General features: G+C 69.5%; 23 protein-coding genes and 1 riboswitch. Of the genes, 9 read left to right on the plus strand and 14 right to left on the minus strand.

The window, feature by feature from the left end:
* Nucleotides 1-31: 31 nt before the first annotated feature.
* Nucleotides 32-709 carry an NUDIX domain-containing protein gene (locus tag E7T09_RS13630; RefSeq protein WP_136389730.1) on the minus strand — a complete coding sequence of 226 codons (678 nt, stop codon included), beginning with the start codon at nt 707-709 and terminating at the stop codon, nt 32-34.
* A 260-nt stretch (nt 710-969) separates the two neighbouring features.
* Between E7T09_RS13630 and infC the strand changes: the two genes are divergently transcribed.
* Together infC and E7T09_RS13640 are read left to right on the plus strand one after the other, a co-directional pair.
* Nucleotides 970-1599, plus strand: coding sequence for a translation initiation factor IF-3 (gene infC / locus E7T09_RS13635; RefSeq protein WP_136389835.1), 630 nt, complete (start codon nt 970-972; stop codon nt 1597-1599).
* Nucleotides 1600-1710: 111 nt separating this feature from the next.
* Nucleotides 1711-1956, plus strand: a complete 246-nt coding sequence (locus E7T09_RS13640; RefSeq protein WP_136389731.1) for a glutaredoxin domain-containing protein — start codon at nt 1711-1713, stop codon at nt 1954-1956.
* Nucleotides 1957-2013: 57 nt separating this feature from the next.
* Here E7T09_RS13640 and E7T09_RS13645 read toward each other — a convergent pair whose 3' ends face one another.
* The 9 genes from E7T09_RS13645 to E7T09_RS13685 all read right to left on the minus strand — a co-directional run bounded on the left by E7T09_RS13645 (nt 2014) and on the right by E7T09_RS13685 (nt 9989).
* A complete protein-coding gene (locus tag E7T09_RS13645) occupies nt 2014-2442 on the minus strand; it encodes a DUF3197 domain-containing protein (protein WP_136389732.1) in 429 nt (142 codons plus the stop codon).
* Between the two features lie 35 nt (nt 2443-2477).
* Nucleotides 2478-2903 carry a CoA-binding protein gene (locus E7T09_RS13650; protein WP_136389733.1) on the minus strand — a complete coding sequence of 142 codons (426 nt, stop codon included), beginning with the start codon at nt 2901-2903 and terminating at the stop codon, nt 2478-2480.
* Complete coding sequence (hemL, locus tag E7T09_RS13655; protein WP_136389734.1) at nt 2900-4270, minus strand: glutamate-1-semialdehyde 2,1-aminomutase; 1371 nt, start codon at nt 4268-4270, stop codon at nt 2900-2902. The genes E7T09_RS13650 and hemL overlap by 4 nt, the downstream gene beginning before the upstream one ends.
* Before the next feature lie 75 nt (nt 4271-4345).
* A complete protein-coding gene (locus E7T09_RS13660) occupies nt 4346-4915 on the minus strand; it encodes a hypothetical protein (protein ID WP_240741786.1) in 570 nt (189 codons plus the stop codon).
* A gap of 169 nt (nt 4916-5084) precedes the next feature.
* Nucleotides 5085-5720: a thiamine diphosphokinase gene (locus tag E7T09_RS13665; RefSeq protein WP_136389736.1), complete on the minus strand. Its 636-nt coding sequence runs from the start codon at nt 5718-5720 to the stop codon at nt 5085-5087.
* 31 nt (nt 5721-5751) lie between these two features.
* On the minus strand, nt 5752-6126 hold the full coding sequence (locus tag E7T09_RS13670; protein WP_136389737.1) for a hypothetical protein: 375 nt from the start codon (nt 6124-6126) through the stop codon (nt 5752-5754).
* Between the two features lie 101 nt (nt 6127-6227).
* A complete protein-coding gene (locus tag E7T09_RS13675) occupies nt 6228-7232 on the minus strand; it encodes an ABC transporter ATP-binding protein (protein ID WP_136389738.1) in 1005 nt (334 codons plus the stop codon).
* Nucleotides 7229-8770, minus strand: a complete 1542-nt coding sequence (locus E7T09_RS13680; RefSeq protein WP_240741787.1) for an iron ABC transporter permease — start codon at nt 8768-8770, stop codon at nt 7229-7231. The genes E7T09_RS13675 and E7T09_RS13680 overlap by 4 nt, the downstream gene beginning before the upstream one ends.
* A 184-nt stretch (nt 8771-8954) precedes the next feature.
* Nucleotides 8955-9989, minus strand: a complete 1035-nt coding sequence (locus E7T09_RS13685) for a thiamine ABC transporter substrate-binding protein (protein ID WP_136389739.1) — start codon at nt 9987-9989, stop codon at nt 8955-8957.
* A 47-nt stretch (nt 9990-10036) separates the two neighbouring features.
* Nucleotides 10037-10137, minus strand: a riboswitch (TPP riboswitch).
* Nucleotides 10138-10325: 188 nt separating this feature from the next.
* On the opposite strand from E7T09_RS13685, the gene E7T09_RS13690 reads away from it, so the two are divergent.
* From E7T09_RS13690 to E7T09_RS13715, 6 genes are all read left to right on the plus strand, one after another.
* Nucleotides 10326-11537, plus strand: a complete 1212-nt coding sequence (locus tag E7T09_RS13690) for an MFS transporter (protein WP_168734848.1) — start codon at nt 10326-10328, stop codon at nt 11535-11537.
* Nucleotides 11534-11983: an NUDIX domain-containing protein gene (locus E7T09_RS13695; RefSeq protein ID WP_136389741.1), complete on the plus strand. Its 450-nt coding sequence runs from the start codon at nt 11534-11536 to the stop codon at nt 11981-11983. Before E7T09_RS13690 ends, E7T09_RS13695 begins: the two co-directional genes overlap by 4 nt.
* Before the next feature lie 132 nt (nt 11984-12115).
* The gene (locus E7T09_RS13700; protein ID WP_136389742.1) at nt 12116-12592 is read left to right on the plus strand and encodes a MarR family winged helix-turn-helix transcriptional regulator; all 477 of its coding nucleotides are present in this window, start codon (nt 12116-12118) and stop codon (nt 12590-12592) included.
* Nucleotides 12589-14223 carry an MDR family MFS transporter gene (locus tag E7T09_RS13705; protein WP_136389743.1) on the plus strand — a complete coding sequence of 545 codons (1635 nt, stop codon included), beginning with the start codon at nt 12589-12591 and terminating at the stop codon, nt 14221-14223. The genes E7T09_RS13700 and E7T09_RS13705 overlap by 4 nt, the downstream gene beginning before the upstream one ends.
* Nucleotides 14224-14294: 71 nt before the next feature.
* Nucleotides 14295-15557, plus strand: a complete 1263-nt coding sequence (locus tag E7T09_RS13710; protein WP_136389744.1) for an NAD(P)/FAD-dependent oxidoreductase — start codon at nt 14295-14297, stop codon at nt 15555-15557.
* Nucleotides 15558-15591: 34 nt separating this feature from the next.
* On the plus strand, nt 15592-16200 hold the full coding sequence (locus E7T09_RS13715) for a VOC family protein (RefSeq protein WP_136389745.1): 609 nt from the start codon (nt 15592-15594) through the stop codon (nt 16198-16200).
* Here E7T09_RS13715 and E7T09_RS13720 read toward each other — a convergent pair.
* Nucleotides 16190-16822, minus strand: coding sequence for a rhomboid family intramembrane serine protease (locus E7T09_RS13720; RefSeq protein WP_240741788.1), 633 nt, complete (start codon nt 16820-16822; stop codon nt 16190-16192). The genes E7T09_RS13715 and E7T09_RS13720 overlap by 11 nt on opposite strands.
* Nucleotides 16823-16921: 99 nt before the next feature.
* On the opposite strand from E7T09_RS13720, the gene E7T09_RS13725 reads away from it, so the two are divergent.
* Nucleotides 16922-17854 carry an aldo/keto reductase gene (locus E7T09_RS13725; protein ID WP_136389746.1) on the plus strand — a complete coding sequence of 311 codons (933 nt, stop codon included), beginning with the start codon at nt 16922-16924 and terminating at the stop codon, nt 17852-17854.
* A gap of 227 nt (nt 17855-18081) precedes the next feature.
* Here E7T09_RS13725 and E7T09_RS13730 read toward each other — a convergent pair whose 3' ends face one another.
* The 3 genes from E7T09_RS13730 to E7T09_RS13740 form a co-directional block, all read right to left on the minus strand.
* A complete protein-coding gene (locus E7T09_RS13730) occupies nt 18082-19884 on the minus strand; it encodes an ABC transporter ATP-binding protein (RefSeq protein WP_136389747.1) in 1803 nt (600 codons plus the stop codon).
* Between the two features lie 230 nt (nt 19885-20114).
* Nucleotides 20115-21056, minus strand: coding sequence for a dienelactone hydrolase family protein (locus E7T09_RS13735; protein WP_136389748.1), 942 nt, complete (start codon nt 21054-21056; stop codon nt 20115-20117).
* Nucleotides 21057-21275: 219 nt separating this feature from the next.
* Complete coding sequence (locus E7T09_RS13740) at nt 21276-22295, minus strand: aspartate-semialdehyde dehydrogenase (protein WP_136389749.1); 1020 nt, start codon at nt 22293-22295, stop codon at nt 21276-21278.
* Nucleotides 22296-22330: the final 35 nt, after the last annotated feature.

Below are 22330 nucleotides of genomic sequence, written 5' to 3' on the forward strand. Positions count from 1 at the left end.
GGGCCGGGAACGGAGCGGGATCCCGGCCCCGTTACAGTGCGGCGAGCCGGGCGTGCTTGGCGCGGCGGTACAGCTGTGCGGGGCGGCCGACCCCGGTGCGCCGCTCGCCACTGGGCGTCAGGATGCCCTGCGAGAGCAGGCGCTTGCGGAAGTTGCGCTTGTCCAGCTTGCGGTTCAGGACGGCCTCATATACGCCCTGGAGTTCCGGCAGGGTGAAGGTGTCCGGCAGGAATTCCATGGCCAGGTTCCCGTATTCGAGCCGCAGCTGCAGCCGCCCGATCGCCTTGTCGAGAATGCCGTGGTGGTCGAAGGCCAGGGTCGGGGGCTGGTGCGCGCTGAGCCACTCGGCCCCCAGGGTGTGCCCGCCTGCCGTGACGTGCACCGTGCCGTGGGGCAGCACCGCCAGGTGCGCGACGCTCACGATCCGGCCGCGCGGATCGCGGTTCACCTCGCCGAAGGTATAGAACTGCTCCAGGTGGCGGGGTTCGAGCTGCACGGTGGTCTCGGTGCGCAGTTCGCGCAGGGCGGCCTCGTGCAGTTCCTCGCCGGGGTGCACGAAGCCGCCGGGCAGGGCCCAGTCGCGCGCGTGCGGCAGGGCCCCGCGCTGGACGAGCAGGACGCGCAGCTCCCCGGCGTGCATGGCGAAGGCGGCGACGTCCACCGCGAGGCCGACCTGGGTGGCCTGAGGCGGAAGGATCAGCCGGTTCATTTCCGGATGGTAGGTTCGTGTATCCGGTACGTCAAGGATAAGTGTCTAGCGGTGTCGTGAGGAATGTGCTGTCGGACGCGTTTCGTGTGGCGTTTCGGGCGCAGGCAGGTGAAGAGGCGCTGACCGGGCGGCGGCAGCGGCGGCCAGGCCGTCACGGTGGACGCGGCTTCAGTTCGGCCAGGGGCGCGCGTGGTAAACTACGGTCTCTACGCATGGGCGTGGAAGCCGCCCTCGTACCAGCGTGTACCGGGCGCGCGGAGGTGATGAACATAGCGAAAGAACACAAGGTCAACGAGCAGATCCGTGTCCGGCAGATCCGTCTGATCGGCGCGGAGGGCGAGCAGGTGGGCATTATCGACACGCGCGACGCCATGACGATGGCGCGTGAAGCGGGCATGGATCTGGTCATGGTCAGCCCGCAGGCCGTTCCCCCTGTGTGCCGCCTCCTCGACTATGGCCGGTTCCGCTACGAGCAGCAGCAGAACGAGAAGGAAAACCGCAAGCGGGCGCGCGCGCAGGAAGTCAAGGCCATCAAGTTCCGCGTGAAGATTGATGACCACGACTTCAAGACCAAGACCGGCCACGTGCGGCGCTTCCTGGAAGAGGGCCACAAGGTCAAGGTCACCATCATGTTCCGTGGCCGTGAGCGCACGCACCCGGAACTGGGCGAGCGCATCCTGACCCGCGTGTCTGAAACGCTCGCGGACATCGGCGCGCCCGAGAGCATGCCGAGCATGATGGGCATGGACATGAACATGATCATGGCCCCCAAGGCGGCCCCTGCGCCCCGCAAGGATCGCCCGGAGTCGGAAGGTGCCGAACTGGACGCGCCCGTGGCCGTGCCCGCCGCTCCGGCAGCCGCCGCGCCCGAACCGACCGCGACTGTCTGACCGCAGTCCGGAACGCTGGACGGCCCACCGTGAATGGTGGGCCGTCTTCCCGTTGATTCCGCTTTACTTTGTAAACTGCGCTTCATGGAGCTGGACTCCGGGAGGCACAGCATGATCACGATGTACACCACCACCTGGTGCGGCGACTGCCAGGCCGCCAAGCGCGCCCTGACCACCAAGGGCATTCCCTACCAGGAAATCAACATCGAGCAGGACGAACAGGCCGCCGAGTACGTCATGAGCGTGAACGGCGGGCGGCGCAGCGTGCCCACGCTCGTCGCCGGAACCGTCGCGCACAGTCTGAGCGGCTTCCGGCCCCAGAAACTCGACGCCTTCCTGGCCGAAGCTGGTCTGTAAGCGGATTACTGAGAGCGGGCCGCCCCCGTGTGGGGCGGCCCGCTCCTCTGTTTAGGGTCAGTCCTCGACCGGTATGGGCCGCAGGGTGTAGATGCCCGGATCGCTGGGGTTGCTCGACGCGACCAGCTGGCCCACCTCCACCGCGTCGGGCTCGGCCAGAACTCGCGTGAAATCCGACGCGTTCAGCACCGTCTCGCGCACCGGCAGGTCCAGGGTCTGCGCCCAGCGCACCAGATCCGAGAGGGCCTGCGCGCCTGGCAAGCCGAAGCGCGGCCCGAACGCGGCCGCAGTGACCACGGCCGAAGCGTCCGCACCCTGGCCAGTCACGATCAGGGCGGCGTAGCCCGCGCGGCTGCGTTCTCCCTGGCGATCCGTCACCAGGATCAGCTTTCCACCCGTCAGCTCGGACGCCTCAAAGCGGGTCATGACGGCGTTCAGGGTTTCCTGTGGTGCGGCGGGTAAGCCCAGCGGGTCGGCGATCTGCATGCGCGCAGTGTACCCGCCCCCTGCTCCGCGCCCGGTCACATCAGCGCGCGGTGATCCGTGAGCATGCAGCGGTTCTGGACGACCTCGATGCCCCGCGCCGTCAGTTCCCGTGCCACGTCGTCGTCCCGGATGCCCAGTTGCATCCACACGACCTTAGGCAGCGGCTGCATGCCCAGAATGTCGTCCAGGTGCCCGCGCACCTTGTCACTGCGGCGGAAGATCTCCACGACGTCCACCGGCACCGCGATCTCCGACAGGGTCGCCACTGCCTTGTGCCCGAAGTAGGTCTCACCGCGCCGGGTCAGCGAGGGATTCACGGGCAGGATGGTGTAGCCCTGACGCTGCAGGTACTCCGGCACGAAATGCGCCGGTTTCATGGCATCGGGGTGGAAGCCCAGCACCGCGACCACCTTGGACTCCTTGAGGATGCGGGCCAGATCGGCGCTGGTCGTGATGGTCAAGGAGTCGCTCCTTTGGCCGCGCGGGCGGCGGTGGTGTAGGCCGCATGGGCGGCGTCCAGCGTGGCCGACAGGTCTGCGTCCGTGTGGGCGCTGCTGACGAAGATACTCTCGAACTGCGACGGCGCCCAGTAGATGCCGCGCGCGAGTATGGCCTGGAACCACGCCGCGAACCCGCCCGTGTCGCTGCCCGCCGCCTGCGTGTAGGTGCCCACGGAACCGTGCGGGGCCTCCAGGTGGAAGGCCGTGAGCATCGACCCGATCTGGTTCACCGAGATGGGCACGCCCGCCGCGACCGCCGCGTCCTTCAGGCCAGCGGCGAGCCGCGCGGTGTACCCGTCGAGGCGCGCGTAGATGTCCGGATCGGCCTCCAGGGCGCCGAGGGTCGCGAGGCCCGCCGCCATCGCCAGCGGATTGCCGCTCAGGGTGCCCGCCTGGTACACCGGGCCCAGCGGCGACACGAATTCCATGATCTCCGCCCGGCCGCCGTACGCGCCCACGGGCAGCCCCCCGCCGATGATCTTGCCCCAGCAGGTCAGGTCGGGCCGCAGGCCGAGCAGCCCGGTCGCGCCGTTCAGCGACAGGCGGAAGCCGGTCATGACCTCATCGGCAATCAGCAGCGCTCCCGAAGCCTTCACGCGGTGCAGGGCCGCCAGGAACTCTGGCGTGGGCACCAGCACCCCGGCGTTGCCCACCACCGGCTCGAAGATCACGGCCGCGATCTCCGGCCCGCGAACCCGCAGCAGGGCATCGAGCGCCGCCGGGTCGTTGTACTCGGTAACCAGCGTCAGGGCCGCGTACTCCTCGGGCACGCCCGCGCTGCTGGGGGCCGCCGCGCCCAGCGGGCCGTCCGCGTTCGTCATCAGACCGCTGCCCGCCTCGACCAGCAGGCCGTCCGCATGCCCGTGGTAATTGCCACGGAACTTCACGATGAACTTGCGCCCGGTGAAGCCCCGCGCGAGCCGCAGGGCGCTCATGGTCGCCTCGGTGCCGCTGCTGGTGAACCTCACCTTGTCCGCGCCGGTCAGGCGGGTGACCAGTTCGGCCAGCTCCACCTCGCGCGTGGACGGGGCGCCGAAACTGGTGCCGCCCGCCAGCGCCTTGCCGATCGCCTCGCGCACCGCCGGATGGTCGTGCCCCAGGATCATCGGGCCCCACGAGCCGATGTAATCGATGTACCGCGTGCCGTCCACATCCGTCAGATACGCGCCATGCGCCTCCCGGATGAAGCGGGGCACGCCGCCCACCGACCGGAAGGCCCGCACCGGGCTGTTCACGCCGCCTGGAGTGACGGCCTGCGCCCGTGCGAACAGCGCCTCCGACTGCGCGGTGGTCGGCTTCGGAGCAGGAGACAGGACGTCGCGGGTCATGGCCCTACGTTAGCGCGGGCCCTCCCTTCCGAAGGAGGCCCGCGCTCCTTTACCGTCCCATGAGCGAACCCTGTGCTACAGCCCCAGCAGCCCCACGGCGGCCGTGGCCGTCAGCTCCTGCCGGAAGGGCTCGACCAGCGCCTTCTCCTGGGTGGTCGCCGTCTTCACGGTGGTGTTCAGATCCGGCGTCTGTCCCTTCTGGAGTGCGTCGGCTGCCTTCGCGAAGTCCACGTCCGGCAGGCCCAGCCCCCGGTTCACGTCGGATCGCACGGCCGCGTAGCGTTCCAGGCTCATCTTCTCGCGGGCCAGGGCCGCACTCTGCGCCGTGCGGGCGGCCCCCACGCTGCTGCCCACCTGCCGCACCACGTTCAGCACCTGCACCAGGTTCGGCGTCTGGCCCGCCTGAATCTGCGCGTACACCTGCTGCGCTCCAGTGAAGCTCTCGCCCAAGGCCGTCCGGATGTCACGCCGGATCCGCACGAACTTCTGCACGTCCGCCTGCGTGAGAGGAGCCTGCACGTTCCCGCTGGGCGGCGGGGGCGTCTGGCCCTGCGACTGTGTCGGTGGCGCCTTCCAGCCTGCCAGGAACTGCTGTGCGGGCCGGATCACCACGAACCACGCCACGGCCGCCAGCACCACCAGCACCAGCAGCGAGCCCCCGCATCCGAAACATCCGCATCCCAGACCACGTCTCTGTCTCATTGGCTGTAGATACGCCCAGTGCATCCGCCGGGTTCCCGACCATGTCCTCCTTCATGAGCCGGTCACGGGGAGAGGGGAACCCTGCCTCGCTGCCAGGGCGCGAGGTTCCGGCTCAGGGAACGGGAAACTCGCCGTACAGTGCGGTCAGCAGCGCGTAGCCTCCGTGCAGCGAGGCGACCACCGGCCCGCCCTGCGCCTCGTTGCTGAGCGTCCAGCCGCTCCCCAGCGGAATATCCGCCGCCGACAGCGGCCAGCGTACGCCCGTCAGCGTCAGGCCCCGCACCTCCGAGCACGCGAGCACGCTGAGGGTCACGCCTACCGGGACATTCAGGCTCAGGGCGGCGCCGGGCAGCAGCGGCCACGCCCACTCGTCCCCGCTCGTCAGGATCACGCTCACGTGCCGGTCGCGCGCCAGCCGCACACCCCCCAGCAGCAGCGCCGCCGTGTGGTCGAAGCGGCCCCCGAACGCCCCGATGAAGACCAGCTCGCGGGCACCCCGTTCCAGCGCCACCCGCACGGCCAGTCCCGCGTCCGTCTCGTCCTTCGCGGTCGGGTGCACCTCGCGCGGCGCGTCCACCTGCACGCCGTCCGAGGAATCGAAATCTCCGACCCACGCGTCCACGCGCACGCCCAGCCGCTTCGCGTGCCGCGCTCCGCCGTCGGCTGCCACCACGACCTCTGGGCGCGGCAGGGCCAGCAGCGCCGGCGTGAGCACCAGCCGGCCACCCACCAGAATCCACGCGGTCATCCTTCCAGTCTAGGGGCCGCCCTGCCTGGGCTCAGGACGCGGCACCCAGGCGGGGCCGCAGGCTCCACATCCACGCGGCCAGCACGCTGTTCAGCACCACATTGAACACTGCGCTCTGGAAGGAGTAGTGGCCGACCGCCCACCAGTAGACGTTGATGACGACGTTCAGCAGCAGCGCGACGGCCGCCAGTTCCATCACCGGGGCGTAGCGCTCGGTATCGGTGGAGAACAGCCAGTACAGCGCGCTCAGGCCGAGCAGCACGCCCCCGTACTCGGACGCCACCCCCCAGTTCGTGAGGTGCAGGTCGAAGACCCGGTCGGCAATCGTCGGGAACAGCAGGGCCACCCCTGCCACGAACAGCCAGATCGCCAGCACACGGAACGCCACACGTCGGTTCCTGAGCATGCTCTCCTCCTGCGGCGTGGCGGCCACTGGCGCGCGTCCATGCGGCCACTGGGAAAGTCAGGCGCGGCCGACCGACCCCACGGTCTGATCTTAACTGGACGTCACGACGCGCCGGCGCTCAGATGAGGCACCCACGTGCCCGCCGTGTCCCGGTCGTCGGGCACGTCCAACACTCTGGAGGAATCCACCTCAAGGCGCAGGACATCGCCGTCCAGCGCGGCCGCCTCACGCGCGCTCAGGTGGAGGGTCAGCGAACCGAGCGGATGCGCCACCGTCACCGTCAGACCCGCCTCAGTGCGCTGCTGGACACGCACCGGCCACGCCTCGCCACTGCCCAGCCGGGCGGCGTCCTCCGGCACCAACCGCGCCCGGCCCGGCCCGCCCGGCAGGATGTTCTCCCATCCCAGGAACGCTGCCACCCACGCGCTGTTCGGCCGCTCGAACACCTGGCGCGCGGCGCCCTGCTGCACCACCCTTCCCGCGCGCATGACCGCTACCCGGTCGCTCAGGGCCAGCGCCTCCCGCTGGTCGTGCGTGACCAGCAGCACGCCCGCTCCCACCCGTGCGAACAGGGCACGCAGGTCGGCCCGCAACTCCTCCCGGAGCTGCTCGTCCAGATTCGAGAGCGGCTCGTCCAGCAGCAGCAGGCCCGCGTCCGTGGCCAGCGCGCGGGCCAGCGCCACCCGCTGCTGCTGTCCGCCCGACAACTGCGTCACGCGGCGCGCTTCCAGGGTTTCCAGGCCAACCAGCGCCAGTGCTTCCCTGGCCCGTGCCTCGGCCTGGGCGCGGGACTGGCCCCGCATGCGGGGGCCGTAGGCCACGTTCCCCAGCACATTCAGGTGCGGGAACAGCGCGTAATCCTGAAACACCAGGCCCACGTGCCGGGCCTCCGGCGGCAGGGCCGTCACCTCCCGACCCGCGACGACCACCCGCCCCGTGTCCGGACGTTCCAGGCCCGCCACGCAGCGCAGCACGGTACTTTTGCCGCAACCGGACGGCCCCAGCAGCGTCAGGGTCTCACCGGCTGCGATCTCCAGCGAGACGTCCTGCACGGCGCGTACCGGGCCGAAGGATTTGCTCAGGTCGAACAGGGCCAGCGCCTTCACGCCACCTCCCCCCGTCCGCCATCCAACACCGTGAAGACCAGGGCAGACAGGAGCAGCAGGCCAGTGGCCAGCGCGCAGGCCTCGCCCAGGTTCCGCTCGCCGGGACGGCCCAGGCGCTCGTACAGGCCAGTACTCAGGGTCGCCCACTCCGGACGGGTGAGCACCAGCGTCGCGCCGAATTCGCCCAGCACCGTCGAGAGGGCCAGGGCCGCGCCCCCACGCAGGGCGGGCAGCGTCAGCGGGAACGTGACCGTGCGGTGCACCGTCCAGGGATCTGCGCCCAACGTGCGGGCCGCCTCCAGCACGCGGGGCGGCAGGGCCCGCAGCGCCGGGAGCAGCGAGCGTACGACCAGGGGCAGGGCCAGCAGCACGTAGGCCGCCAGCAGCATGGGCAGGGTGGCCGCCAGCGTCGGGTACGCGAGCAGGTAGCCCACGGCCAGACTGACCGGCGACACCATCAGCGGCAGCAGCGACACCACGTCCAGCACCCGCGAACGGGCCTGCCAGGCGCCCAGCGCGAACAGCGATCCCAGCACGAGCGCCCCGGCCCCGGCCAGAACGGCGAAGCGCACGGTATTCCACACCAGCAGGGCAGAGTCCCCATCCGTCAGCACGCCCCGCCAGTATGTCAGTGTTGGCCCGGACGTACCCAGCAGCCCCCGCAGGAGCACGGCCACGAGCGGCGCGAAGCAGATCAACGCCACCACCCCGCCGAGCAGCAGCACTCCTACCAGCGCCCCGCCCCGCGCTCCCGGCAGGTTCGAGGGTGGCACGCCGGTTCCGCCCCGCTGAAGCGACACGTACGCCCACGTCGCCACCAGCGTCAGCGCCAGCTGCCCCAGGATCAATGCGCTCGCCTCCGACAGCCGCAGCGCGAACGCCGACTGGTAGATCTCCACCTCCAGCGTCGCGTACGTCTCGCCGCCCAGGGCCAGGGGCAGCCCGAAACTCAGCGCCGAATACAGGAACACCAACACCGTTCCGGCTGCCAGCCCCGGCAAGGCCAGCGGCACCGCCACGGTCAGCGCTGCCCGCCACGCCGGAGCACCAAGCGACCGCGCCGCACCGATCATGGACGGCGGCACGCGCGAGAAGCCGCCATACGCTAGGCGGATCATCAGCGGGAGGTTGAAGAACAGATTGCCCAGGATCAGCAGCGCTGGCGAGTCGCCGAGGTCAACACCCGTCCAGCGCGTCACCCAGCCGTGCGGGCCGAGCAGCGCCGACAGGCCCAGCACCGCCACCAGCACCGGCGTCACGAACGGCAGCAGTAGCAGCCGCAGGAACAGCGCCTTGCCGGGCACGTCGTACTGCGACAACAGGTAGGCCAGTGGTGCCCCCAGCAGCAGCGCGATCACAGCCGAGCCCGCCGCCTGCGCCAGCGTCCAGCCCAGGCGGCCCAGGAAGTACGGATCGCGCCAGACGTTCAGGTTCACGCCGCCTTCGAGCAGGGTGCGGATCAGGGGCACGGCCAGGAAGGCCGCGATGAACAGCAGGGCAGGGATGGTGAGGAGAAAGGCTGTCGGTTTGCTGGTCACGGCTGCTCCACCCCCTCAGCCCCTCTGGCCTTTCGGGGGCGCAGCGCTGGGCATGAGGTCATCCGGGCCGCACCATCAGTCGGCCCCGCCTGAGCGCCTGCAGCACGGTAAGGTGCCAGACGGACCTGAGCGTCTTCTCACGTCCTCTCGGGGGTTGAGCCTGCTCCCACGCCGCCGCTCGCCCTTACCTCGCCCGCAGGACGTTCGTTACCCAGGCGTCCACGAGCCGCTGCGGATTGGTGGGGATGACGTCCTTCATGGGCTGGAGGTCGGGCACCTGGGCGAAGCGGTACACCGGATCGAGGGCCACGCCGCCCACGGCCGGATACACCCACATGCGGGTGGGGAAATCAGACTGCACGGGGGCGCTGAGCATGAAGTCCACAAATTTGCGCGCCAGCGCGGCTTGTTTCGTGCCCTTCAGGATGCCGACACCTTCAAGTTGCAGCCACGTCGAGCCGGGCAGCAGGAGATTCCCGGTGGGAGCCTGCTCGGGCAACTTCTTGGGATCGTAGCCGTCGGCGTAGAACACCTCGGCGGCCGGACTGCTGGCGTACGACAGGACAATCGGATATTTGCCGCCGCCGCGCGTGAAGTCCTTGTAGTACGCGTCGCTCCAGCCGCGGGCGACCTTCATGCCGTTCAGGCGGGCCTGTTTCCACCACGTCCACGCCCTTTGTTCACCGTAGTGGTTCACGGTGGCGAGCAGGAAGGCCAGGCCGGTCGAGCTGGTGGCGGGGCTTTCCACGACCGTCAGTCTGGCGTAGGTGGGCGTGTTCAGGTCGTCCAGCGTTTTCGGGAGGGCCAGGCCCGCCTTCTGGAAGTACGCGCGGTCGTAGTTCAGGGCTACATAGCCGTAATCGACGGTGTTCAGGAACCCGGCCCCGTCCAGGCGGCGGGCGGCGGGGACGTTCTTCAGGTTGGGAGAGACGTAGGGCGAGAGCAGGTCGGCCGCTTTCGCGCGGGCCAGCAGGCTGTTGTCCAGACCGTACACGACGTCGGCAACGGGAGCGCGGCGCGTGAGGATCAGACGGTTGAGCAGATCACCGGCGTCGCCGCCCTTCACGAAGCGCACCTTCACCGCGTTGGCCTGTTCGAACGCGGCGATGAGGTTCTTGTCCACCTCGAAGGAATCGTGGGTGGCCACGGTCAGGGTGGCGGTCTGGGCGTGGGCGGCTGCGGACAGCAGCAGGGTCAGGCATACAGCGGTGCTACGCATAAAAAAGTCCCCTCGCGTCTCGAGGGGAAGCGGGGAGGGCCACGCTGGGGCCGCTCCGGTCACGCTCCCTCCGCCGGAATGACCCGGATCAGGTTCCTGGGGTATGTCTCAGCCCTGTTGCAGATTCAGGGCACCCCCGGTGACGCAAGCGGAGCATAGCAAACGGTGACCCTGCTCGGCTTGAGCGTGTCTTTGACTCCTGGGCCTGACCGTCCACGGGTTCGGAGCGGGTTTGTGGGCCAAGGGTCAGGCTGGAGGGCAGCCAGCGGCGGCTCGCGCCTGGCAGCCGCCGACCAGTGGTTCCGTCTAGCGCTGTGATGCGGCATGGTGAGGAAGATGATTCCCGCCGAGTCCCGGTTCCGCCGCGCCCTCCCGCCCTCGTTGCTGGTGCTGGGTGTGGTGCTGGTGGCGGTCAACCTTCGTCCGGCCATCGCGGGCTTCGGGCCGCTGCTGCCTCAGATCCAGGCAGACCTGCACCTGAGTGCCGCCTCGGCGGGTCTGCTGACCGCCATTCCGCTGCTGTGCTGGGGACTGCTCGCGCCGCTGGCCCCGCTGCTCACCCGCCACTGGAGCAGCGAGACGCTGATCCTGGCCCTGATCGGGGTGCTGGGCGTGGGGGCGCTGTTGCGGGCGGGGCCGTCCCTTGGCGTGATCCTGACCGGCACCGTCCTGGTCGGCGCGGGCATTGCGCTGGTGAACGTGCTGCTGCCCAGTCTGGTTCGCCGTGAGTTTCCCGCCCAGGTGGGGCTGATGCTGGGCGTCTACACGCTCGCGGTCGTGGGGGGAGCGGCGCTCGCCTCGGCGGTCGCTGTGCCGCTCCAGGCCATGACGGGCGGGTCGTGGCGGGCGTCGCTGGGCACCTGGGCGGGACTGGCCGGGGTGGGCGCGCTGGCGTGGCTGCCGACGGTCTTTGGCCGGCCTCACCACCAGGCGGACGCGGTGCCCGTGTGGAGCGAGCTGTGGCGCAATCCGTACGCGTGGCCGGTCACGCTGTTCATGGGCACGCAGGCGCTGGTCTTCTTCACGTGGCTGGCGTGGCTGCCGCGCGTGTGGCACGACCAGGGACTCAGTGCCGGGGTGGGCGGCGGACTGCTGTCGCTGGGGAACCTCGTGCAGTTGCCGTTCGCGCTGCTCATCCCGATCCTGGCCGGACGGGTCCGGCAGCCGTTCGTGCTGGTCATGCTGGCGGTGGCGCTGGTACTGGCGGGACTCCTGTGGCTGCTGTACGTGCCCGCAGCTCCCCTGGTCGGCATCCTGCTGCTCGGTGCGGGCTCCGGCAGCACCTTCCCGCTGGCGCTGTACCTGATCTCGGTGCGCGCCGCGTTTCCGGCACAGGTGGCGCAGCTCTCGGGGCTCGCGCAGGGCGTGGGCTACCTGCTGGCGGCGGGTGGGCCGGTGGCCTTCGGGGCGCTGCATGACCGCGCGGGCGGATGGCACGTCCCCCTGTGGTTCCTGATCGGCGTGACGGGGGTGGTGCTCCTGAGCGGCTGGTGGGCCTGCCGACCGGCGCAGACGGTAGGGGGCCAGCCGGTACAGGGAGAGGCGTGACCTTCCATCTGGTCTCCTGGCTGATCGTGCAGGACTGGCGTGGGCGGGTGCTGCTGGGGCGCCGCTCGGGCACCTCGTACGGCGAGGGCGAGTGGGGCCTGCCCGGCGGGCGCGTGGAGGCCGGAGAGGCCCTGGCTGCCGCCGCCGTCCGCGAGGCGTTCGAGGAGGTCGGGATCGTGGCCGAGGTGGGTGGGCTGGACGCCCTGGGACTGTGCCGCTACGACCATGCTGGCGCGCAGGGTGCGGATGTGTTCTTCCGGGCGCGGACGTGGACGGGAGAGCCCCGGCCCCTCGACAAGACCTCGGAGGTCGCGTGGTTCGACCCACATGTCCTGCCGCCGGACGCGCTGTGGTGGGTGGCGGGGGTGCTGCGGGCGCACCTGCTGGGAGGAGCACGCCTGAGCGAACTGCTGGACGGCTGGACGGAGGTGCGCGTGCTGGTGTAGGCCGGTCGGCTCGCGCGACAGACACAGTGAAGGCGTATGGGGCGCGATGAACGCGTGTCCGGGGGCTGTCCCTGCTGGATGAACACCTGAGGCTTGCCCAGAGAGCTTCCGTCTGGAATACTTCCAGATGAAATGAGTGTTCCCCTTTCTCCGACTCCAGCCGACGATCTCTACGACGTCGTCCGGCTCACGCTGCGCCTCTCTCGGCGCTTCAAGCAGGCGCTCGACGAGCCGCTCGAACACGCCACTGGCCTGAACACCAAGGAACTTGTCGTGCTGGCCGCCATCATGGACGGTGCCCATACGCCCGGCAAGGTCGCCGCCGCGCAGAACCTCCCCGCCCCCACCGTCACCCGGATCATCACCAAGCTCGTCGAGGCCGGCCTGGTGGAACGCGTCACCGATCCCGCCGACCTGCGCCGCTTCGACCTGCGCCTCACGCCGCAGGGACAGGCCACCCGTACCCGCGTCCGCGCCAGCGGCCAGGACATCGTCCACACCCACTTCGGGAACGTCCCCGCGCCCACCGTGCAGGCCGCCCTGGGTGCCCTCAGCGCCCTGCACGAAGCGCTGAACGCCGCCCCCCTGACCACTGGGAGAACCGCATGACCAGTCCCACCCCCACCCAATCTGCCCACGCCGGGGCCAGCCTGACCCCGCGCGAAAAACTGCTCGCGTTCATCGGCATCCTGACCGTCCTGTTCCTCGCCTCGCTGAACCTCACCGTGGTCGGCAGCGCCATGCCGCGCGTGATCAGCGACCTGGGCGGCTTCCACCTGTACGCCTGGGCCTTCACCGCCTACTCGCTGGCCACCACCATCACCATTCCCATCGTCGGCACGGTCAGCGACCGCTTCGGGCGGCGCCCGCTGCTGCTGTTCGGCATCGCCGTGTTCGCGGTCTGCTCGGTCGCGCTGGGCTTCGTGACCAGCATGGAGCAGCTCATCATCTGGCGGGCCTTGCAGGGCATCGGCGGCGGCACCCTGATGGCCATGAGCTTCACCGCCATCGCCGACATCTTCACGCCCATCGAACGCGGCAAGTACCAGGGGTACACCGGCGCCGTGTGGGGCGTGTCCTCCGTGGTTGGGCCGCTGGTCGGGGGCTTCCTCACGGACCACTTTGGGTGGCGCAGCGTGTTCTTCGTGAACATCCCTTTCGCGCTGCTGGCCGCCGCCGTCATCTTCCGCTTCTTCCGCCTGCCGGCCCCCGGCGCGCGCGGGCACTTCGACGCGCTGGGCGCGGCGCTGCTCGCCGGTACCGTGACCACCCTGACGCTCGCCATGAGCTGGGGCGGCGGCACCTACGCCTGGGGGAGCGGCACCATCCTGGGTCTGCTCGCCGCCACCGTTCTGCTGGGCGGCTGGTACGCGTGGCACTCGCGCACGCAGGAGCGCCCGATCCTGAACCTGCGCCTGATGGGCGAACGCTCGATCTTCACGGCCTCCATGGCTGGCCTGCTGGTCAGCGCGGGCATGTACGCCGCGATCCTGTACCTGCCGCTGTACATGCAGGGCGTGCGCGGCTCCAGCGCCAGTGGCAGCGGTCTGGCCCTCGCCCCCCTGATGGGCGGCATGATCCTCACCAGCACCCTGTCGGGGCAGATCGTGAGCCGCACCGGCCGCTACAAGTGGATGGTGCTGACCGGGGCGGCCATTGCCACCGCCTCGCTGGTTCTCGCCACGCAGCTCTCCCTGAGCACCCCGCTGATCCTCGCCGTGGGCCTGATGATCCTGCTCGGGATCGGCCTGGGCCCCGTGAACAGCCAGCTGACCCTGGCCGTGCAGAACGCCGCGCCCCGCGAACAGCTCGGCAGCGCCACCGGCGGCAACCAGTTCTTCCGACAGATCGGCGGCACCCTGGCCGTCAGCCTGTTCGGTGCGCTCGTGAACGCGCAACTCGCGGCGAACCTCGGCCCGCAGCTTCCCGCTGCCGCGAAGGCCCTGCCCGCCGCCGTGCAGGCCGCGATCGCCAACCCGAACGTCCTGAGCAGCGCCCAGGCGCAGCAGGCCCTTGGCGGAGCCCTGGGCAAGGTCGGCCATCCGGAACTCCTGACCCCCATCCTGGACGCCCTGCGCGGCGTGCTGATGGGTGCCATCGACCACGTGTTCCTGGTGTCCGCGATCCTGGTCGGGCTGGCCTTCCTGGTCACGGTCTTCCTGCCGGAACGCCCTCTGAAGGGCCGCGGCACCGTCAAGATCGAAGAAACCCGCCTGAACACCGCGCCCGCCACGGACTGAGCGGCGGCGGAGGGTACAGGGCCACGAATCGTCGGCCCTGTGCCCTCCGCCCACTGCTCTAGGCTGTGCCCATGCTGGACGTTCTGGTCATTGGAGGGGGGCTCGCGGGCCTCACGGCGGCGCGCACCCTGGCACGTGCGGGCAGACGCGTGCAGGTCATCGAGGCGGGCGCGGAAGCGGGGGGACGCGTCCGTTCACGCGTGCTGGACGGCTTCACCCTCGACGCCGGGTATCAGGTGCTGTTCCCCGCTTACCCGGCCGTAAAACGGCAGCTGAACCTGGGCGCGCTCGATCTGGTGCCCATCGCGCCCGCCGCCGTGATCCGGCGGGGCGAGCGGGCCGACGTGCTCGGCGATCCCATTCGCGATCCGGCCGCGCTGTTCTCCACACTGACCACCCGCGTACTCCCCCTGACCGACAAGCTGCTCGTCGCCAAACTGGCCGCAGCACTGCGGCTGTCCCCTCCACACCGCCTGCTGACCGGCCCCGACGAGACCACCGAGGCGTACCTGCGCCGCCAGGGCTTCGGCGACGTGGCCCTGGACGCCTTCTTCCGCCCGTTCTTCGGAGGGATCTTCCTCGACCGCAGCCTGGGCACGTCTGCCCGGCTGTTCCGCTACTACTTCCGCATGCTGATGGACGGTGGCGCGGCCCTGCCCCGCGCCGGCATGGGCGTGCTCACGGCGCAGCTCGCCCAGAAGCTGGACATCACCCTCTCCACCCGCGTGACCCACCTGACCCCCCACGGCGAGCACGTCACGACCGCCACCACCGCTGGAGAACTCGACGCAAAGCAGGTGATCGTCGCCACCGATCCCGACACCACGCAGGCCCTGACCGGCGAGCCCACCTCGCGCGGCAGCGTGGGCAGCACGTACCTGCACTACGCCACCGCTGAGCGGATCGACCCGGAAGTGCGCCTCATCCTGAATGCTGAGGACGGCTTCATCAACAACGCTCAGTGGCTCAGCACTGCCATTCCCGGCCGTGCCCCGGCCGGACAGCACCAGTTGACCGTCACGGTTCTGGGCCTCCCGGAACTCGACGACGCCGCGCTGGACGCCCATGTGCGTGGCGAACTGGGCCGCTGGTACGGCCCATCCGCCGACTCCCTGCGCCCCCTGCTGATCGAACGCATCCGGCACGCGCAGTACCCGCAACCCCCGGCGTACGCCGCCAGCCTGCCGGGGCACGCCACCGGCCTGCCCGGCGTGCTCATCGCAGGCGAGGTGACGGCCATGAGCGGCATCCAGGGCGCCCTGGAAAGCGGGGAGAAGGCCGCCGCCATCATCCTCGGCGACCTGAACGGCATGAGCCGCCCACGCGGCGCGTGACGTGGGTGTCGCGCCCTGACCGTATCCTGGGCGCATGACTGCCCACCTCGACCATTTGGTCATTGCTGCCCGCACGCTGGACGAAGGCCGGGCGTGGCTGGAAGGTCGCCTGGGCGTGAGCATGCAGCCCGGCGGCACCCACGACACCTTCGGCACGCACAATGCCGTGCTGTCCCTCGGCCCGGACGCCTACCTGGAAGTCGTCGCGGTGAATCCCGACGCGCCCACCCCGCCGCGTCCCCGCTGGTTCGCGCTGGATACCCAGGAAATGCGGGAGCGTCTGGAGGTCGGCCCGGCGTTAATTCACTGGGTGGCGTCGGTCGAGGGCCTCACGCCCAGCAACGACGTGCTGGAACTGGCGCGGGGCGAGAACCGCTGGCGGCTGACCGTCGCGGCGGATGGAAGCCTGCCCATGTACGGCGTCGCGCCCTCCCTGATCCACTGGCTGACCCCGCCGCCCCCCACCCGGCTGGAGGATGCGGGGGTGCGGCTGGTGAAGCTACAACTCGGCACCTCGCACCCGGATCGCCTGCGCGCCCGCCTGGACGCCCTGCAATTCCAGGGCGAGGTCGAGGTGTACGAGGCCCCGCAGGCCGAACTGCGCGCCGTGCTTCAGACACCCGGCGGTATCGTTACCCTCTGAAGCTGTTCCTTCCGGGTCGCCGCCCGTGCAGCACGAGCGCCGCCACCAGTCCCGCGAGAAACCCAAACAGGTGCGACTCCCACGACACGTACGGATTGCCGGGCAGCACGCCCCACAGGATGCCGCCGTACAGCACGAACGCGATCACGGCCACGCCAATCGCCACGGGCGTCCGCTCCCACCAGCCCACGCCCAGCAGGTACGCCAGCAGGCCGAAAATCAGCTCGCTTGCGCCCAGGTGCACGCTCCCGCCCCGCCCGAACAGCCACACCAGCGCCCCGCCCAGCACCGCGATGATCAGCGTGGCCGCCACGAAGCGCCATATGTTCCGCACCGCACTCATGAACGTGAGAACCGCCAGCGGCACGGTGTTCGCGATCAGGTGCGGGAATCCCGCGTGCAAAAAGGGCGCGGTCAGCACGTGCCAGAATGTCTGCGTATCCCGGGGCTCGATGCCGTAGTAGTCCAGGTGACCGCCGAACACGCTCAGATCCACGATCTCCTCGCCCCACAGGCCCGCGATCAGCGCCGCCGTGATGGCCAGCGCCGGACGGACCTGCGGCGTGCGGCGCACCGGCACCAGGGGAGAACCGGATCGGTTAGACAGGGGAGAGCGGCTCACCCACCCAGTCTGCCCCGCGCCCGTGAGGAGGCAAGTCCCAAGGCTTCCCGAAGCCCCCGCCCCGGACTTCCCTCACGCTCATGGCCCTAGCATGGGCGCATGCAAACGCGACCACTGGGACACTCCGGCCTGCAGGTTTCCACCGTGGGCCTGGGCTGCAACAACTTTGGCGGACGCCTCGATCAGGCCGCAACGGACGCCGTCGTCCGCCGCGCCCTCGACGCGGGTATCACCCTGTTCGACACCGCCGACGTGTACGGCAACCGGGGCGGCAGCGAGGACATGCTCGGCAAGGCTCTCGGGGCCGAACGCAGCCGCATCGTCCTGGCCAGCAAGTTCGGTCACGACATGGGCGACGGCCGCAAGGGTGGCAGACCCGAGTACGTCCGCTCGGCCCTCGAAGCCAGTCTCAAACGCCTCGGCACGGACCACCTCGACCTGTACCAGCTGCACACCCCGGACGCCAGCACGCCCATCGCAGAAACCCTCGGGGCGCTCGAAGAGGCCGTGCAGGCGGGGCTCGTCCGCTTCATCGGCGTGTCCAACATGGACGCCGCCGGCGTCCGCGACGCCGACCGGATTGCCCGCGAGAAAGGACTGGCGCGCTTCACCTCCTGCCAGGATGAACACAGCCTCCTCGTCCGGGGCATCGAACGCGACCTGATCCCCACCATGAACGACCTCGGCCTGGGCCTGCTGCCTTACTTCCCCCTGGCCAGCGGCCTGCTGACCGGCAAGTACCGCAAGGACCAGCCCCTCCCGGAAGGCGCCCGCATCACGGGCAGCGAGGGCGCGCAGACCCGCTACCTCACCGATCACAACTGGGACGTCGTCGAGAACCTCCGCGCGTTTGCGGAAGGCCGGGGCCACACGCTGCTGGAACTCGCCTTCAGCTGGCTGCTGTCGTTCGACGTGACCAGCTCGGTGATCGCCGGAGCCACCAAGCCAGAGCAGATCGACGGAAATGTGGCGGCGGCCTCCTGGGTACTCAGTGCCGACGAACTGGCGGAAGTGGATCGCATCACCAGCTGAAGGGTGCTGCGTTCAGTTGCGGCTCCCCAGCCCCTCTGGGGGGGAGCCGGTCGGTGATTGGGCTCGTGGTTGCCAGTTTGTTGTTCAGCTCTTTCCATGTCCGCTGTCATCGTCCTTGCGCTCCGCGCACGAGGGCATTCGGTCAGACTCATTGCAGGAAGATTCGGGTTTTACTCCATCCTTTCGCTTGGCACTCCTGAAGTGACGAACAAGGCTGCGTCAATCCGTCAGAGGGTCAGGGTAGTGTCGTGCAACCGGGCATATACCCCACCGCGCGCGAGGAGCTGCGCGTGGGTGCCTTCCTCGGCCACGCCGTCTTCGGTGAGTACCAGAATCCGGTCGGCCGTGCGGATGGTCGAGAGGCGGTGCGCGATGACCAGCGTGGTGCGCGAACCGCGCAGGTCGTCCAGGGCCAGTTGCACGGCCCGTTCGCTGCCCGCATCCAGAGAACTGGTGGCCTCGTCGAGGATCAGGATGGGCGCGTCCTTGAGGAAGGCGCGGGCCAGACTCAGGCGCTGTTTCTGCCCGCCGGAGAGCTTCACGCCGCGTTGCCCCACGTCCGTGTCGTAGCCGTCCGGCAGCGCTGCGATGAAGTCGTGCGCGTGGGCGCGACGGGCGGCGGCCTCCACCTCGGGCCGGGTGGCGTCCGGGCAGCCGTAGCGGATGTTGTCGGCGACCGTTCCCGCGAACAGGTACACGTCCTGCGGCACCACGCCGATCTGCCGTCGGAGTGAGGCCAGGGTCACGTCCCGGACGTCCTGCCCGTCGATCAGGATCTGCCCGGCTGTGACCTCGTAGAAGCGGGGGATCAGGGCGAACAGGGTCGATTTGCCCGCGCCGGACGGCCCGACCAGCGCCACCGTCTCGCCCGGTCGGACGCTCAGGTTCACGCCGTTCAGGACGTGCTCGCCGCCCTCGCGGTACGCGAAGGACACGTTCCGGAACTCGATGTGGCCCTTCACTGTGTGCAGCGCGACGGCCCCTGGCGCATCCTGAATCTCTGGCTGGATGTCCATGATCTGCATGAAGCGCGTGAAGCCGGGAATGCCCTCCTGCGACACGCGGGCGAAGTTCGCGAAGCGCTGCACCGGGTCGACCAGCACCCCGACCAGCAGCAGGTACGTGACCAGATCGGCCAGTTCCAGCGTCTGCCGGGCGATCAGCACGCCGCCCAGCACGACCACCATGACCGTCAGTACCCCCGTGAACGTCTGCACGCCCTGGTGGAACCACGCCTCGTTGCGGAAGACGTCCCGTCTGGTGCCCACGAAGCGCGCGTTCTGGTGGGCGAACTTCCGGGCCTCGGCGCGTTCGTTCGCGAAGGCCTGTACGACACGGATGCCGGACAGAGAGTCCTCGACCTGCGCGTTCACGTCGCCCATCCGCTCGCGGCTGTGCAGGTACGCGGCGTTCAGGCGGCGGTTGAAGTGCAGCGCGTACACCGTCATGACCGGCAACAGGGCGAAGATCACCCAGGTCAGCCCCGGGTTGACGTGGATGAGCACGGCGAAGGTGCCGGTGAACTTCACCACGGCGATCAGCAGGTCTTCCGGCCCGTGGTGAGCGAGTTCGCTGATGGCCTCCAGGTCGCCGGTCAGGCGGGACATCAGCCCACCGGTACGCTGCGAGTCGTAGAAGGCGTAGGGCAGCCGCTGGTAGTGGTCGAACAGGTCGCGGCGCATGTCCCGTTCGATCAGGGTGCCCATCATGTGTCCCTGGACGTCCACGAAGGTATCGCAGGCGACCTGTACGGCCAGCAGCGCCAGCATGAGCGCGCCCGCCACGTAGATCGGGCTGGTCTCGATGGGCGCGGGGCCGGTCAGCAGGTGCGACGTGATGAACCGCGCCACCAGTGGGAACACCACGGCGATCCCCGCCACGATGAAGGCGCACGCGAGATCGGCGAGCAGCAGGCGCCGGTACGGGCGGTAGTACGAGAGAAAGGTACGACGCCACCGGCGGGTACGGGTGGCAGGGGCTTCGGGATCAGGGATTACATGGGGCGTCGGCCCCGGTCGGGTTCCATGCATGGATCGGTCTGTCCTCCAGAAAGGGCGGTGCAGGGCTGGCGGGTCAGAACGATCTGCGTCATGGGAAACCTCCGGGTCGGGCCACGACTCCGGCAGAACCGGGTGCGGGCTGGGGTCAGGCTAACGCGGGCGGGCCCGAACGCCATAAGCGCAATGGCGGAGCGAGGCGGCCGACAAACGAGGGGCGCGCGGAGCTCCCCTCGCAGCCACGCGCGCCCCTCAGCTCCCCCTCAGCTCTTCAGATACTTCGTGAACCATGCCAGCGCGTCGGCCCACGCGGCGTCGGCGGCACTCTTCACGTAGCTCTGGCCGGTGTCGTTGTTGAAGGCGTGCCCGGCGCCCGCATACTGCTTGAGGCCGTAGGTGGTGCCGGCCGCCTTCAGCGCGGTCTCCAGGGCGGGAATGCCGGCGTTGATGCGCGTGTCGTTCGCGCCGTACACCCCCAGCACGGCGGCCTTGATGCCCGGCACCTTGGCGGTATCCGGCGCGGGGCCGTAGAAGGGCACGACCGCCTTGAGTTCCGGCACTTCCGTGGACAGTCGCCACGCGAGGCCCCCGCCGAAACAGAAGCCGATCGCGCCGATGCCCTGCACGCCCGCTTGTTGTTTCAGTACGGCCACGGCCTCTTTCAGGTTCGCCACGTGCTCGTCGCCGGACACCTGTGCCAGATAGCTGCTGATCTGCGCCGTGTCGATGTACTGCGCGGTGCCGCCGATCTTCGACACGAGGTCCGGGGCCAGGGCGATGTACCCGGCCTTCGCGAGCCGCCGCGCGATGTCCTGAATGTGCGGTTGCAGGCCCTTGTTCTCGTGGATGACCAGAATGCCGGGCGCGGGCGCGTTCCCGGCGGGCCGCGCCAGGTACGCGACCTGTGTGAAGCCGCGCGCCTGGTACGTCATAGGCGTCACGGTGATCGCCGGGTCGCGCGGGTCGACCAGGCCCGCGCCGCTCGCCTGATCGGGCTGTGGGGGCGCGGCCTGCGCCTGGGCGAGTTCGGCGGCGCTGACGCCCGCGATACCCAGCGACGCGATCAAGGTGCGGGCGCCCACCACGCCGCCGCCCAGCAGGGTCATGCGGCGCAGGAACTCGCGGCGTTGCAGTTCGCCTTCGTGGAAGTCCTCGGCGAACTCCTCGGCGACGTAACGGAACAGATCCTGCTTGTACTCGGTCATGGTCAGTCCTCCAGGGATGGGGGCGGCCGGGCGACAGCGGTGGCAGGGGGCCAGTCGGAATGGGGGCCGGCTCAGCCCGGAATAACGCGGGCGTGTGGGAAGGGCGGCGCTGTCGTACCGATCAACATGCCAGGGTTTTGTCAATGTTCTGTGCATGGCACTTGGGCCGGCGCTCATGAAGAAGGCCTCCACGCGGGAGGCCTCGTGAAGCCGGATGCGTCAGACCCGCTGTCTGGCCTTCAAGGCGCCCTTCTGCTGAAGGTACTCGGCGATCTGCACGGCGTTCAGTGCGGCCCCCTTGAGGAGCTGGTCGCCGGACACGAACAGGTCGATGCCGCCTCCGAACACCAGCGACTGCCGGATCCGGCCGACCTCCACGTCGTACTTGCTGCTGGCGGTCAGTGGCATGGGGTAGAGCTTGCCCCCGGGATCGTCACGGACTTCCACGCCCGCCGCGCTGGCCAGCAGGTCGCGCACTTCATCCGGCGTGGCGGGCCGGTCCAGTTCCAGCGTGATCGCCTCGCTGTGCGTGCGCAGCGTGGGTATCCGGACGGCGGTGCAGCTGATCTGCAACGACTCGTCCCCGATGATCTTGCGGGTTTCCCACACGACCTTCATCTCCTCCTTGGTGTACCCGTTGTCCTGGAAGGAGTCGATGTGTGGAATCACGTTGAAGGGGATCGGGTGCGCGAACACGGTGGCCTGCGCCTGCCCGCCGTCCAGTTCCACGCGGGTCTGTTCCAGCAGCTCGTCCATGCCCTTGGCGCCCGCGCCGCTGGTGGCCTGGTAGGTGCTGACGATCATGCGTTTCACGCCGTACTTCCGGTGGATGGGCGCCACGGCGACCACGGCGATGGCCGTCGTGCAGTTCGGGTTGGCGATGATGCCCTGGTGGGTCAGGGCGGCGTCGCCGTTCACCTCGGGCACCACCAGCGGCACCTGCGGGTCGTAGCGGAACGCGCTGCTGTTGTCGATCACGACCGCGCCACCCGCCACCCACTTCGGCGCCAGCGCCTTGCTGATACTTCCCCCCGCCGACGCCAGGATCACGTCCGCGTCGATGGCACCCTCGGGCGTGGCCTGCACGGTCAGTTCAGTGCCCTTGAAGGTCAACTTGGTTCCCGCGCTGCGCGGCGAGGCAAACAGCAGCAGTTCGTCAAACTGCAGGCTGCTGCTCTCCAGCACCTTGAGAAGTTCGTGTCCTACCGCTCCGGTCGCACCGACGATCGCTACGCGCATACGCTCCTCCAAAAAAAATGCCGCCCCGCACGTCT

The organism is Deinococcus sp. KSM4-11 (assembly GCF_004801415.1).
In the GTDB taxonomy this organism is placed as follows: Bacteria; Deinococcota; Deinococci; order Deinococcales; family Deinococcaceae; genus Deinococcus.